Genomic DNA, 14680 nt, shown 5'->3' with positions numbered 1-14680 from the left:
TCAACCGCACACCTCGTACGACGGCTCGTCGCGCGTGGTGACCGTGACGGCCCAGGCCCGCTCGGCTCCGGTGAGGAACTGGAAGAAGATCTGCCCATCGGACTCCGACGGCACGCGGATCCACTCGCCGTCGACCGTTGCGGTGCCCTCCTCGGCATCCGGGTAGGCAGCGAGGATCTCGTCCCTGGTCGCCCCGATTCCCACGCCTTCCGTTGTCACGGGGCCCACGGGCCCCGTGACCGAGTCGGCCATGGTGGATGCCGAGATCTCGGAGATGGGTTCGCTCTGGTCCTCGGCGCCGCGGACGAAATGCATGCTGAAGGACGCGTCGGGGGCGTTCCAGAACGCGGCCCATGAGCAGGCGGCGCCGTCGCTCGTCCACGTGGTGGGCAGTTGTGCCAGGGTGGCATCGAAGTCTCCGCCGATCAGCACGGGGCCCATCCCCTCAGCGCTGACGGTCCAGGTCGACAGGTCCTCCGGATCCGGTTCCCCCGTGCCAGGCGATGGGCTCTCGGACGACGTGGGCTGCGGAGCGGGCTCGGACGCCGTCGCGGACGGCGTCGGTCCGTTCGCGGGTGTCGCGCATCCTGCGAGCAGCAGCGTCGCGATCAGCAGTGAGATGGTGCCGGCGCGGACTCTCATGTCGGGCCTCCTTGCTCTCCCCCGAGAACGAGCATGGTCGATCCGTCTAGGCTAACCAGGTGCCCGCGTCACCGACAGCCCTGCCCGACCTCGCGGAGGTCTCGGAGTGGTATCGATCGGACGCCCGCGATCTGCCATGGCGGCGTGCGGACTTCCATCGCACGTACGCCGCGTGGGGCACCCTCGTCAGCGAGTTCATGCTGCAGCAGACGCCTGTGACCCGCGTCATCCCGCACCTTGATGCCTGGCTGCGTCGATGGCCGACTCCGACGGCGATGGCCGCCGCCTCCCCCGCCGAGGTCGTGACCCAGTGGGCGAATCTCGGCTATCCACGACGTGCTCTGTGGCTGCACGGCGCAGCGCGCGCCGTGGCGGAGCGGCACGACGGCGTAGTCCCCCGCGACGTGATCGAGCTGCTGGCCCTCCCCGGCATCGGCGACTACACCGCACGCGCCGTCGCGGTCTTCGCCTACGGCGATCGTCACCCGGTCGTCGACACCAACACGCGCCGTGTGCTCGCGCGCGTGATCGACGGCACCGCTCAGCCCGGTCCGCCCTCCCGGCGCGACCTCGAGACCATGCAGCGGCTCCTGCCGGACGAGGATGCCGAGTCGGCGCTGTTCAACGCCGCGGTGATGGAGCTCGGCGCCGTGATCTGCACGGCCAGGGCGCCGAAGTGCGAGCAGTGCCCCATCAGCGGCTCATGCCGCTGGTTCGCCCTCGGTCGCCCGATCGGCGAAGACACGCGGCGGCGCCAGGCGAAGTACGAGGGATCCGACCGACAGGCCAGAGGCGCCGTACTGCGGATGCTCCGGCAGACGCACGGCGGCGTGGCGCTGGAGGACGTGATCCCCGATTGGCCGGACAGTGCGCAGCGCCACCGCGCGATCGACTCGCTGATCGTCGACGGACTCGCCGAAGCCGCGGACGGGCTGTTGTCGCTGCCGCGCTGAGCGGATCAGATGTGCTGGTTGGTGCGGTGCGCCAGCACGGTCAGTTCGACCCTGCTTCGCGCATCGAGCTTCGCGAAGACGCGTCCGACGTGCACCTCGACCGTGCGGACCGACAGGTTCAGTCGATCGGCGATCTCGCGGTTGGGGACGCCATCGACGACGAGCATCGCGACCTGGAGTTCGCGCTCCGTGAGCAGCGGCGCCCAGGCGGCCCGGCACGCGGCCATCGGATCGAGGACCGAGACGTTGATCGGCACGGTGTCCAGTCCTGCGAGACGCTCGATCTGCTCGCCGAGCCTGGCGAGCTTGCGCCCGACGCTGTCGCGCCAGGCATCAGCCCCGGCATCCGCGAAGAGCGTGTGCGCCGCATGCAGATGGAGCCGTCCGGCCGCCCGGTCGTCGCGGATCACGCAGGTGGTGCCGAGGAGTGCCTCCACGCGACCGCGCTCGAACGGGGAGCGTACGGAGCGCGCCCGCTCTGCGATGTCCGGATACTCGCGCTGCCATGCGCCCTGCGCTGCGGTCCTGATGCGTCGATACAGGTCCAGGGAGATCCTCTGGTCCGCCGGTTCCACCGCATCCGAGGCCGTGTAAGGGCCGAGTTCCTCGAGACCGGGTACCGCCAGCACTGGGCTCGGTCCCCCACGGTCGTGCCAGAGCCGCAGCTGCACTCCGGCATCCTGCACGGCACCGGCCAGATAAGCCTGAAGCGCGCGGTCGACGAGGAGGTCAGGTCGGATGCCGGTGGGCAGCGCCTCCGTGAGGCTGCGCGCCGCCGGGCCGACCTCGCCGAGCACCGCAAGGTCCAGCCGCCGCGCGAGAACAGCGCCGAGACCGGCGAACGGGAAGCCGACGGGATGCCGGACCATGGCCTCGTGCATGCGGGAGCGAGCCGTGGCGATGTCACCCTGCCAGAGACGCAGGAGCACCTCGATGACGGCCCGGTAGGCGGAGGCCAGCGGCGTGTGCTCGAAGCCCTGCAGGAAAGCATCCGGTTCATCGGCGATGCCAGCCTCGTGTCTCGCCAGGATGCCGAGCCCCTCGTCGATCTCGCCGGCCAGGGCACGCCGAACTGCGGACACGATGCCGTAGGACAGCGTGCTCCGTTCGGGCGGTGCATCCGATTCCTCTCCGCTGAGCAACCAGCAGAGTGCGACCGCCGGGCCGCGGATCGCACCGTCGGCTCCCGCCCGGACATCAGCGTCACGGACCTCGGACAGCCACATGCGCATGGCGGCGTCCGCGCCGCGTTCGGCCGACAGCATCGCCGCCATTCCGGCGGCACGGGCCCAGCCGTGCCAGACCGCCCTGTCGTCTTCATCGGGGCGGAGCGCCGCAGCATCAGCGATCGGCACTGCGCCGCGCAGCGTGGTCTCGGCGATCACGAGCGGCGCCAGCGCCCGTGCACGGTGCGCTGGAGAGCCGTTCGGGAACAGACTGCCCAGCCAGGCCACGGCATCCGCCAGCAGGCCGGCGCACAGCGCGGCGTTGCCGGCGACCTGCCGCGCCTCGTCGGCATCCGTTCCGTCGACATGGTCGAACACCTCGACGGCCACGTGGAACGCCGCCAGCGACTGGCCATCCTCGGCGAGCCTGCGCGCTGCGGGCAGCAGGAGCTCGGCGACCTCCGGTCTCTTCGCCGTCGCGCCGCGTGCCGCATGCCATGCGGCTCGCACGGCATCGCCCTCGTGCGCATGGAACTCGCCGAGGCGACGATGCGCCGACGCGCTCTCGGCGGGTGAGGCGCATCCTTCGATCCAGTCCGCGAGCGCGGGTTCTCGCATCGTCACGTGACCGGCATTCACGTCCAGGTGCTCGCCCAGATCGCCTGTCGACAGGTCGTCGGCGGAGAGACCGGTAGCGGAGAGCAGCACATCGAGCCTGTCCGTGGTTCCCAGCGCGAGAACGATCAGAGCATCCCGTGCGGTCGCCGTCAGCCCCAGCGGCCCATCGGTGCCGAACGCGGACGACGCCACCGGCAGTGGAAAGGGGAGAGCGCGCAGTCCTTGCCGCTGGCTCTCCGACAGCGCCCCGACGACCTCGCGGACCAGGTCGCGGGAGGTGCCGATCCTGGCATGGACGCGCGCGAGCACATGCGGAGCGATGACGATGCCCTGGGCGTGCAGATCGCCGACGCCGTCGAGCACGGCGCGCGCTTCGGGTGCGCTGACGGGTCGGGTGTCAGCGGCGCGCCGTGCACCTGTGTCGCCCATGACCCTGCTCTCTCGAGAGCGCTGGGAGCGGTCCCGATCGACGACAGGCTAACAAACGACCGCAGAATCCGTGCGGAAGGCGGCGCGGCCGGTCAGGCAGTCAGTCTTCCTCGTCCTCGCTGCGATACGGATCCGCGTCACCGGCGTGCTTCGACGTGGCTGCCAGCTTGGCGACCTCGGCATCGCGCTCGTGCGCCTCACGCAGCAGCGCCGAGATGTGATCGGCGTTCTCCGGAAGGGCATCCAGGATGAACTCGAGCGTCGGCACCAGGCGAGTGTTCAGCTGGCGCCCCACCTCCGAGCGGAGCATCCCGGTGGCCGAGGCGAGAGCTGCGGCGCTGGAGATGCGCTCCTCTTCGGTGCCGAGCACCGTGTAGAAGACGCTGGCGTGCTGAAGATCTCCCGTGACGCGCACGTCGGTGATCGTGACGTATCCGAGGCGCGGGTCGCGCAGCCCCTTGTCGAGCCGCTCGGCCAGGATGACGCGGATGCGATCCGCGAGACGAGCCTGTCGTTCTCCAGCCATTTCCTTCTCCCTCGTTGAGACTCGTCGGGCGGGGATGCGCTGTGCATCCCCGCCCGACGATCAGACTCGATCAGCCGCGAGGCTTCTCGACGAGTTCGATGGTCTCGATCTCGTCGCCGATCTGGATGTCGTTGTACTTGCCGAGGCCGATACCGGCTTCGAAATCGGTGCGGACCTCGGTGACGTCGTCCTTGAAGCGTCGCAGCGACTCGATGGCGAGGCCATCGGCGATGACGACGCCGTCTCGGATGACGCGCGCCTTGGCGTTGCGCGTGATCGTGCCGGAGCGGACGATGACACCGGCGATGTTGCCGACCTTCGAGGAGCGGAACACCTCGCGGATCTCCGCCACACCCGACTGGACCTCTTCGTACTCCGGCTTGAGCATGCCCTTGAGCGAGCTCTCGATCTCGTCGATCGCGTTGTAGATGACGGAGTAGAAGCGGATGTCCACGCCTTCACGGGAAGCGCGCTCGCGCGCCTTCGTGTCAGGGCGGACGTTGAAGCCCACGATGATCGCGTTGTCGATCGTCGCCAGGTTCACGTCGGACTCGGTGATCGCACCCACACCGCGGTGGATGATGCGCAGCTGCACCGAGTCGTCGACCTCGATCTTGAGGAGCGACTCCTCCAGCGCCTCGACGGCACCGGAGACGTCGCCCTTGATGATGAGGTTGAGCGACTCGACCTTGCCCTCTTCGAGAGCACGGGTGAAGTCCTCGAGCGAGATGCGCTTGCGGGCCTTGGCCAGCTGGGCATTGCGCTCGACGGCTTCGCGCTTCTCGGCGATCTGACGTGCCATGCGGTCCTCTTCGGTGACGATGAAGACGTCACCGGCTCGGGGCACGGAGTTCAGACCCTGCACCTGAACGGGGCGCGACGGGTAGGCCTCGAGGACGGCATCGCCGTTCTCGTCCGCCATCGCACGGACGCGGCCGTACGCCGTTCCTGCGACGATCGCGTCACCGATCCGGAGCGTTCCGGACTGGATGAGCACGGTCGCGACCGAACCGCGGCCCTTGTCGAGCTTCGCCTCGATGGCGACACCGCGAGCGGCCTTGTTCGGGTTGGCCGTGAGGTCCAGCCCCGCGTCGGCCGTCAGCAGGACAGCATCCAGAAGCTCCTGGATGCCTGTGCCGGCACGAGCCGAGACATCGACGAACATGACGTCTCCGCCGTACTCCTCGGCGACCAGGCCGTACTCGGTGAGCTGCTGGCGGACCTTGGCCGGGTTGGCTTCCGGCTTGTCGACCTTGTTCACCGCGACCACGATCGGGACGTTCGCCGCCTGAGCGTGGTTCAGCGCTTCGACCGTCTGCGGCATGATGCCGTCGTCGGCCGCGACCACCAGGATCGCGAGGTCGGTCACCTGCGCACCACGAGCACGCATAGCGGTGAACGCCTCGTGACCCGGGGTGTCGATGAAGGTGATCGCGCGCTCGATCTCCTCGTGCTCGGTCCAGACCTGGTAGGCACCGATGTGCTGGGTGATGCCGCCGGCCTCACCATCGATGACGTTGGTCTGTCGGATCGCGTCGAGAAGACGGGTCTTACCGTGGTCGACGTGACCCATGACGGTGACCACCGGAGGTCGGATCTCGAGATCCGACTCGTCCTCTTCCGCCAGCTCCTGCTCGAGGTCGAGACCGAAGCCCTCGAGGAGCTCCTTGTCCTCGTCCTCGGGCGAGACCATCTGGATCTTGTAGCCGAGCTCCTCACCGAGGACCTCGAAGGTCGCCTCGTCCAGGGACTCGGTGGCCGTGGCCATCTCACCCAGGTTGAAGAGGATCGTGACGAGCGTTCCGGGCTGCACGGTGTATCCGCGCAGTGCCTCGAGCTTGTCCGCGAAGTCCGCGATCGATGCGCCACGGCGCAGGCGGATGATCTCGCCGTTGCCCTTCGAGACGTTGACGCCGCCGACGACCGGCGCCGACCGCATCTCGAATTCCTGCCGCTTCGCCCGCCGCGACTTGCGCTGCTTGCTCTTGCCGCCTCCCTTTCCGAAGGCACCGGCCGTACCGCCGCCGGGGCCGCGACCGCGACCACCGCCGCCGCCTGGGCGACCGGCGAAACCGCCGGCCGGACGCTGGAAGCCTCCGGCGCCTGCGCCGCCACCTGCACCGCCTGGACGGCCGGGGCCGCCTGGACGCTGCTGGAACGGAGCGCCACCCGGGCGACCGCCCTGACCGCCGCGCGGAGCGCCGGGACGGGGGGAACCAGGACGCGGAGCGCCGGGACGCGGGGCGCCGGGGCGCGGAGCCTGCGGCCGCGGGATGTTACCCGGGGTCGGACGCTGGCCCATGCCCTGCGCGGAGGCGAACGGGTTGTTGCCCGGACGCGGTCCTGCGGGGCGCTGGCCCATGCCCTGCGCCGAGGAGAACGGGTTGTTGCCCGGACGCGGAGCGCCCGGCTTGGGTGCGGCCTTGTCAGCCGACTTGGATGCCGCCGGGGCAGGCGCATCCGCAGGCTCAGCTGCAGACGGCGCCTCGGGGGCGGGTGCCGGTGCCGCAGGTTCTGCGGGCGCCGGAGCCTCTGGTGCCGGCTTCGGGCCCGGCTTGGGACCGGGGGTCGGCGCAGCAGCGCCTGGCTTGGGGGCGGGCGCAGCCTTCGGCTTCGCAGGCTCCGTCTTGGCCGCGGGCTTCGCAGCCCCGTCGGCCTCGATCGCCGCGCGCAGCTTGCGCGCCACCGGCGGTTCGATGGTCGATGACGGGCTCTTCACGAACTCGCCGAGCTCCTTGAGCTTGGCAAGTGCGACCTTGCTGTCGACGCCGAGTTCGGCGGCGATCTCGTGCACACGTGGTTTGGCAGCCACAATTCTCCTGTCTGGGTCGGTCTACCCAGGCAGGGCAGACCACTAGTCGCGGACGGGTCTCATTTCGAGCCGTTCACTTTGTTTCCATAGCCGTTCAGCCGTTTCTCGATGGTCTGCGTGTCCAGCGGAGCTGTGACACGGAGTGCTCGTGCGAAGGCCCGGCGCCGCAGCGCCTTGTCCAGGCACTCAGGATCCGGATGCACCCACGCACCTCGTCCGGGAAGCACCGCGCGCTCGTCGATCACGAGGGCGCCGTCCTGGGCGACCACCCTGAGGAGGTCTGACCGGGAGGCACGTGCGCGGCAGCCGACACACGTTCGTACAGGTTCCATCTTACACCTCAGGGCCGATGCCCGAGCGACGTCGACCGGCCGTCGCTCGCGGCATCATTCGTCGAGGATGCTGTCCGGCTGGATGTCGATCTTGGCGCCGGTGAGCTTCGCGGCCAGACGGGCGTTCTGCCCCTCCTTACCGATCGCCAGCGAGAGCTGGTAATCCGGCACGAGCGCACGGACGGCCTTCGTGTTGGCATCGAGCACGAAAGCGCTCGTGACCTTCGCCGGAGACAGGGCCTGTGCGACGAAGGTGGCGAGGTCCGGGTTGTAGTCGACGATGTCGATCTTCTCGCCCGACAGCTCCTCCGTGACCGCGCGCACGCGGCGACCGAGCTCGCCGATGCAGGCGCCCTTGGCGTTGATCGCCGGGTCGTTCGCCGTCACCGCGATCTTCGTGCGGTGGCCGGCCTCGCGCGCGAGCGAGACGATCTCCACGAGCCCAGCCGCGATCTCCGGAACCTCGAGCGCGAACAGCTTGCGGACGAGACCGGGGTGCGTGCGGGACACCGTGATCTGCGGACCCTTCAGTCCCTTGGCGACGCTTGTGACATAGACCCGCAGCCGAGTCCCGTGCGCGTACTCCTCGCCGGGGACCTGCTCCTCGGGCGGCAGGATCGCCTCGATGGAGCCGAGATCGACGTGGATCATGCGGGGATTCGGCCCCTGCTGGATCACGCCGGCGACGATGTCGCCTTCCTTGCCCTTGAACTCGCCAAGGACGGCGTCATCGGCGATGTCACGCAGCCGCTGGCTGATGACCTGCTTGGCGGCGAAGGCGGCGATGCGTCCGAAGTCATCCGGTGTCGCATCCTCTTCGCCGATCACGGCGCCGGACTCGTCGAGCACCGGCTGCATCACGGCGACGTGCCCGGTCTTGCGGTCGAGGTCCACGCGCACACCGGCGGGGACGACCCCGTCTTCGGAGACGTGCTTGCCGTAGGCGGTGAGGATGGCCTGTTCGATGATCGAGACGAGTTCGTCGAACGGAATCGCCTTCTCCTTCTCGAGCCCGCGCAGCAGTCCGAGTTCGATATCCATGGGCGTCTCCCTATTCAGCTCTTATCCGCGGCATCCCGCGGGCATCGGACCAGGATACCGGACGCGAGGCCCTTCGACCGAGTCGAAGCGAACGCGGCGACGCCCTCCGGCCCCGCGAACGGGACGGAGGGCGTCGCGGAGCACGTATCAGGCGCGGTGGACCTGGACGACGGACGGGCGGGGAGCCGTCGCGACGTCACCCGGAGCCGACGATCCGTAGTCGGGGAACAGCGACCGCGGCGACTCGAACGTGCCGTCCTCGCCCGGGTGCTGCACGGCCACGAAGACGAGGCCGTCCTTGTCATGGATGACGGGACCACAGGTCTCGGCATCGCGGGGCACGGACAGGAACTGCTGGACGTGCCCGCGCTCTGCACCGTTCAGCGGCACCTTGAACAGGCCGTCGCCGTAGCCGATCGTGCCCGGCTGGCCGTCGGTGGAGATCCACAGTTCGCCCTGCGAGTCGAACGCGAGGTTGTCCGGGCAGGAGATCGGCGAGACCTTGTCCTTCGGGAAGCCGGCGAAGTACGCGTTGCCGAAGGTGGTCGGGTCGCCGCACAGCAGCAGGACGCTCCATCCGAACGTCGTCCCGCTCTGCCCTGCCGTCTCGGTGAGCTCGAGCACGTGACCGTAGCGGTTGCCGGTGATGGGGTTGGCCTCGTCGACCGTCTTGCGGTTCGAGTTGTTCGTCAGCGCGACGTACACCTTGCCGGTGACGGGGCTCGGCTCGACGTCCTCGGGGCGGTCCATCTTCGTGGCGCCGACGGCGTCTGCGGCGAGCCGGGTGTACACGAGGACCTCCTCGGTGCTGAAGCCGGGGACGACGCTCTTCCCGCCCTGCGTCAGCGGGATCCACTGGCCGCTGCCGTCGAACGCGCCGTCAGCCGGCAGCGCTCCGGTGCCGGTGATCTCCGCGGCCGGCGAGTCGCCCGAGAACTTCGCGACGTACAGGTCGCCCTCGCTGAGCAGGCGGAGGTTCTTCCTGCGCGAACCGGATACGCGGTTCTTCGAGACGAACTTGTACAGGTAGTCGTTGCGCTCGTCGTCACCCATGTATGCGACGACGCGGCCGTCCTCGGCGACGCGGACGTTCGCGCCCTCGTGCTTGAACCGGCCCATGGCGGTGTGCTTCATCGGCGTCGACGTCGGGTCCTGGGGGTCGATCTCGACGATGTAGCCGAAGCGGTTCGGCTCGTTGACGTAGTCCGGGTTGTGCGCGTCGAACCGCGGGTCGTACGCCTCCCATCCGGTCGACGTCGACGTGGTGCTCGATCCGCTGTAGCGCTTCTGCTGCAGGGTGTCCGCCGCCCAGGCGAAGTACCCGTTGAAGTTCTCCTCGCCGGAGAGGATCGTCCCCCACGGCGTCGTACCGCCGGCGCAGTTGCCCAGCGTGCCGTGGACCCAGCGGCCTTCCGGGTCGGAAGCGGTCTTGACCAGGTCGCTTCCGGCTGCGGGGCCCGTCAGCTCGAACACGGTCTCCACGGTGATGCGGCGATTGCGGCGCCCGTCGACGACGTAGCTCCACGGCTGGCCCGTGCGGCGGCGACGGATGTCGACGACCGAGAGGCCCTGCGCGGCCTTGTAGATCTCGCCGCGGCGCTGGAGCTCGGCGGCGTCCGTGGTGGACGGGAACATGATGTTCGGGTTGACGTACTCGTGGTTGTTGACGAGGACACCGGTCTTGCCGCTGCGATCGGCGATGATGTCGAGGTAGTCGCAGTTGTAGCCGAACTGCTCGGCCTGCGCCTCGGGCGTCTGCGCGTTGAGATCGAACGCGGGAGTCCGCGAGAACAGCGGGTCGCCCCAGCGGATCAGCGGGTCCCAGGTGTATCCGGTCGGCACCGTGAACGCATCGACTTCGGCGGGGACGGGTGCGATGGCGTCGAATGCGAGGCTGCCGCGTGCCGGTCGGCCGAAGGACGCACCGGATCCCGCCACCCCGGCGGCCTGAGGCGTTGACGTGGGGGCACCGCGTCCGACGCCGACGACCACGGCGACGGCTGCGGCCGCGCCGAGTCCGAGAACGGCACGGCGCGAGAACACCGTCGACGCGATCGAGCGGAAGTGCTCGTTCGAGGACGTGTTGCACTCCGGCCCGAGGCAGGCGTTCGCGCACTTGAGTTCGCACGTCACCGCGGAGCGCTTCCCGCTCACGTGCGGCGCCATGGGCAGAGTGCGGCGGGGAATGTCAGTGAGGCTCATCATCGGTCCTTCGTCGTCGGGTGCTGTTGCCCGAGCCACGTTGCTCGCACCGGATGACCGCCGAGTGAACGACCGCTGAACCCCGCGTTTACTCAGCCCGCCGAAGGAAGCGCGTTGAGCGCATCGATGAGTCGGTAAAGGCCGCCGACCTCACGCTGGCGCAATCGCAGCGCCACCCGCGGAAGTTCTACGCGATCACGATCGTTCACCTCGATGGGAAGAGCGTCGGTGCGCTCGATCCGCCCCGAGGCCACGAACGGCGCGAACTCGGTGTTGAGTGCCTCTATCTCGGCATCCGTCGGCTGGTGCTTCACCCGCAGCACCAGCAGGTCGTCCACCCAGCGCAGCGAGTCGTAGTTGCGCCAGAATCCCGTGATCCTGGTGACGGCCTGCTCCGCCGAATCCGTGACGAGCACGCGATCGAAATCATGCGGCGATATCACCCCCGCCGGGATCAGGTGCTCGACGACGAAGCTCTCGAGACCACGCCAGAACGTGCCACCCGGGGCGTCCAGGATTACGATCGGCGTCGGCTCGGCCTTCCCGGTCTGCTGCAGCGTCAGCAGTTCGAACATCTCGTCCATGGTCCCGAAACCACCGGGCAGGCAGATGAACCCGCTGGATTCCTTCACGAGCATGAGCTTGCGCGTGAAGAAGTACTTCATCTCCACCGAGTGCGCGTCCTCGGCGACGACCGCGTTCGGCTTCTCCTCGAACGGGAGCCGGATGGAGACACCGAGCGCCATCTTCTGGCCCGCCCCTTCGGCCGCGGCCTGCATGATGCCTGGGCCGGCGCCGGTCACGACCATCCAGCCGCGTTCGGCCAGTTCCGCCGCGACATCCCGAGCGGTCAGGTAGAGCGGATCGTCCTGCCGCGTGCGCGCCGAACCGAACACCGTCACCTTGGGCACGTCGGAGTACGGGGCGAACAACCGGAACGCGTCGCGCATCTCGCTGAGCGCGGACGAGGCGATCTTCAGGTCCAGACGATCCGTGCGGTCCTGCCCGAGTTGGACCCCGGCGAGCAGGATGCGAGTGATCAGTGTGCGATTGCCGGTGACGCCCGCCTCGTCCAGCAACGACTCGATGCGGCTTCGGAGATCATCCATGGCTCTACTCTCGCACGTCATGGCCGGTCACCCAGGGGGGCGAGTCGGCGCGCGCGGGCGGGCGCCGTGCTTCACAATGGATGCCGACTGCGGCACGTACGCCGTGTCCACGGAAGGAGCGCGCCATGGGTGAGATCATCGACAGGATCCGGGCCAGGCGGAGAGCGCGCGCCGAGCTGAAGAATCCGGCCTACGAGATCTTCATCGGCATCCTGTCGCTGCTTTCCATCATGAATCTCGTGTTCGTGTACGCGCTGCAGGGCGACACGGCGATGCAGGTCGTCCTGACCGTCATGAACGGTGTGCTCAGCATCATCTTCCTCATCGACTTCGTCTATCGGATGACGACGAGCGAAGCACGCTGGCGGTACTTCTTCCGCGGCTTCGGCTGGGCGGACCTGCTGGCGAGCCTCCCCTTCCCCCAGTTCAAGGTGCTGAGGATCTTCCGGCTGCTGCGCGTCTTCCGGTTGATGCGCGACCTCGGACCGAAGCAGATCTGGGTGACGCTGATCCAGGACCGCGCCAACAGCACCCTGATGACGCTGCTGCTGCTCGGCATCCTCGTGCTGCAGTTCGGCAGCCTGTCGGTGCTGGCGATCGAGGAGTACGCCGAAGGTGCGAACATCACGTCCGCCTCCGACGCGCTCTGGTACACCATCGTCACGATCTCGACGGTCGGCTACGGCGATCAGTACCCGGTCACGGATGCCGGTCGGGTGCTCGGTGTGCTCATCATCATCGTCGGCGTCGGCATCTTCGGCACGTTCACCGGATACCTGGCGAACCTGTTCCTCGGACCATCGGATGCTTCGGCGAGCGACTCACGCGCCCGGGACGTCGAGCCGGCCGATGCCGCGGCAGGGGTCGCCGGCGGTGCGACCTCGGGGGCAGTCCAGGTGGGCGCGGATGCCGCAGGCACGCAGGCGGAGCTGCGGGCGCTCGACGACGGAACGGCGCGCGTGCAGGAGCTGCTCGCGCAGACCGAGGCCGCGGTCGTCGAACTGCGAGCGCTGCTCACCGCGCGCGGCGACGACCGCGGATGAGCGCACGCTCGAGCGGATCGCGCCGTGACGCGCCTCAGGCCGTGAGGCGGGCGATCGCCTCGTCCACCGACAGCGCGTCGCGCTCACCCGTGCGGCGGTCCCACAGCTCGACCTGGCCGTCGGCCGCACCGCGGCCGACGACGAGCACGCGCGGGATGCCGACGAGCTCGGCGTCGCCGAACTTCACGCCGGGCGACACCTTCGGGCGATCGTCGTAGAGCACATCGAGACGGGCGTCCTCCAGTCGCGCGGCGACCTGCTCGGCGACGTCGAACGCGACCTGGTCGCGCCCGGCGGCGACGACGTGCACGTCGAACGGCGCGACGGATGCCGGCCAGATCAGACCCTTGTCGTCGTTGTTCAGCTCGGCGATGATCGCGAGGATGCGGGTGACGCCGATGCCGTACGAGCCCATCGTGACGGTGACGAGCTTGCCGTTCTCGTCCAGGACCTTCAGCCCGAGCGCCTCTGCATACTTGCGGCCGAGCTGGAAGACGTGGCCGATCTCCATGCCGCGCGCCAGCTCGACGGGTCCGGAGCCGTCCGGAGCCGGGTCACCGGCGCGGACGTTCGCGATCTCGACGATGCCGTCGGCGAAGAAGTCGCGGCCGGCGATCACCGAGTGCGCGTGCTTCTGGTCGATGTTCGCGCCGGTGATCCAACTCGAACCCTCGCTGACGCGGGGGTCGACGAGGTAGCGGATGCCTGTCGCGGATTCCTCACCGAGGACGGCGCCGATCGGCGACCACGGCCCGATGTAGCCCTTGACCAGCAGCGGGTTGTTCTCGAAGTCGTCCTCGGTCGCCGTCGACACCTCGGCAGGCGCGAAGGCCACTTCGGCGCGCTTCTCGTCGACCTCGCGGTCGCCGGGGATGCCGACGATGACGAGTTCGCGAGTGCCGTCGAGATGCGTGAGCCGCAGCACCACGTTCTTCAAGGTGTCCGCTGCGGTGTACTCGCCCTCCAGCACGGCGTTGGAGTGCGTGACCAGCGTGTCGATGGTCGGAGTGTTCGGGGAATCGAAGATCGTGGCTGCCGGAGCGTCGGAGAAGTCGACGGGCTCGGGCACAGCCGTCGTGAAGGCTTCGACGTTCGCGGCGTAACCGCCGGCCGAGCGCACGAAGGTGTCCTCTCCGACGTGCGTCGGGTGCAGGAATTCCTCGCTGCGGGATCCGCCCATGGCCCCGGCATCCGCCTGGACGATCACGTATTCCAGACCGAGGCGCTGGAAGATGCGTTCGTAGGCATCTCGCTGCGCCATGTACGACTTGTCGAGTCCGGCATCCGAAGAATCGAAGGAGTACGCGTCCTTCATCGTGAACTCGCGGCCGCGCAGGAGGCCGGCGCGGGGGCGTGCCTCGTCGCGGTACTTGTCCTGGATCTGGTAGATCGTCAGGGGCAGGTCCTTGTACGAGGAGTACAGGTCCTTGACCAGTTGCGTGAAGGCCTCCTCGTGCGTGGGCGCCAGCAGGTAGTCGCCGCCTTTGCGGTCCTGCAGGCGGAACAGCAGGTCGCCGTACTCGTCCCAGCGGCCGGTCGCCTCGTACGCCTCACGCGGCATGAGCGCGGGGAAATGCACTTCCTGCGCACCGGCGGCCGCCATCTCCTCGCGGACGACGGTCTCGATCTTCGCCTTCACGCGCAGACCGAGCGGCAACCACGCAAAGATGCCCGCGGCCTGCGGTCGGATGTATCCGGCGCGGATCAGCAGCCTGTGGCTGGCGATCTCGGCGCCGGCCGGGTCTTCGCGGAGCGTGCGGAGGAAGAAGTTCGAGAGACGAGTGACCACGCGACAAGTCTAGGGCGC

The 14680-nt window shown here is 68.7% G+C and carries 11 protein-coding genes; 2 read left to right on the top strand and 9 right to left on the bottom strand.

Annotated features, from left to right (window positions below; all coding sequences use genetic code 11):
- Window positions 1-642 (bottom strand): hypothetical protein, encoded by a 642-nt coding sequence (locus ACI7YT_RS07125; RefSeq protein ID WP_406249810.1) that lies wholly within the window; start codon window positions 640-642, stop codon window positions 1-3.
- An 80-nt stretch (window positions 643-722) separates the two neighbouring features.
- Here ACI7YT_RS07125 and ACI7YT_RS07120 point away from each other — a divergent pair, with 80 nt between their 5' ends.
- The gene (locus ACI7YT_RS07120) at window positions 723-1595 is read left to right on the top strand and encodes an A/G-specific adenine glycosylase (RefSeq protein ID WP_406250518.1); all 873 of its coding nucleotides are present in this window, start codon (window positions 723-725) and stop codon (window positions 1593-1595) included.
- 5 nt (window positions 1596-1600) lie between these two features.
- On the opposite strand, the gene ACI7YT_RS07115 is transcribed toward ACI7YT_RS07120, so the two are convergent.
- The 7 genes from ACI7YT_RS07115 to ACI7YT_RS07085 form a co-directional block, all read right to left on the bottom strand.
- Entirely contained in the window at window positions 1601-3808 is a 2208-nt protein-coding gene (locus tag ACI7YT_RS07115) for a LuxR C-terminal-related transcriptional regulator (protein ID WP_406249809.1), read from the bottom strand.
- Window positions 3809-3908: 100 nt separating this feature from the next.
- A complete protein-coding gene (gene rbfA / locus ACI7YT_RS07110) occupies window positions 3909-4334 on the bottom strand; it encodes a 30S ribosome-binding factor RbfA (RefSeq protein WP_406249808.1) in 426 nt (141 codons plus the stop codon).
- A 70-nt stretch (window positions 4335-4404) separates the two neighbouring features.
- Window positions 4405-7146, bottom strand: coding sequence for a translation initiation factor IF-2 (infB, locus tag ACI7YT_RS07105; RefSeq protein ID WP_406249806.1), 2742 nt, complete (start codon window positions 7144-7146; stop codon window positions 4405-4407).
- Between the two features lie 59 nt (window positions 7147-7205).
- Entirely contained in the window at window positions 7206-7478 is a 273-nt protein-coding gene (locus ACI7YT_RS07100; RefSeq protein ID WP_406249804.1) for a YlxR family protein, read from the bottom strand.
- A gap of 54 nt (window positions 7479-7532) precedes the next feature.
- Entirely contained in the window at window positions 7533-8519 is a 987-nt protein-coding gene (gene nusA / locus ACI7YT_RS07095) for a transcription termination factor NusA (protein ID WP_406249802.1), read from the bottom strand.
- A 147-nt stretch (window positions 8520-8666) separates the two neighbouring features.
- Complete coding sequence (locus ACI7YT_RS07090; protein ID WP_406249800.1) at window positions 8667-10721, bottom strand: PhoX family protein; 2055 nt, start codon at window positions 10719-10721, stop codon at window positions 8667-8669.
- 92 nt (window positions 10722-10813) lie between these two features.
- Complete coding sequence (locus ACI7YT_RS07085) at window positions 10814-11830, bottom strand: TIGR00730 family Rossman fold protein (protein ID WP_406249798.1); 1017 nt, start codon at window positions 11828-11830, stop codon at window positions 10814-10816.
- 125 nt (window positions 11831-11955) lie between these two features.
- Between ACI7YT_RS07085 and ACI7YT_RS07080 the strand changes: the two genes are divergently transcribed.
- Window positions 11956-12873: an ion transporter gene (locus ACI7YT_RS07080; RefSeq protein ID WP_406249796.1), complete on the top strand. Its 918-nt coding sequence runs from the start codon at window positions 11956-11958 to the stop codon at window positions 12871-12873.
- A 34-nt stretch (window positions 12874-12907) separates the two neighbouring features.
- Here ACI7YT_RS07080 and ACI7YT_RS07075 read toward each other — a convergent pair whose 3' ends face one another.
- Complete coding sequence (locus tag ACI7YT_RS07075) at window positions 12908-14662, bottom strand: proline--tRNA ligase (RefSeq protein ID WP_406249795.1); 1755 nt, start codon at window positions 14660-14662, stop codon at window positions 12908-12910.
- Window positions 14663-14680: the final 18 nt, after the last annotated feature.

The organism is Microbacterium sp. M (assembly GCF_045181065.1).
Taxonomy (GTDB): Bacteria; Actinomycetota; Actinomycetes; order Actinomycetales; family Microbacteriaceae; genus Microbacterium.
This window is presented reverse-complemented; position numbering and strand designations above follow the sequence as displayed.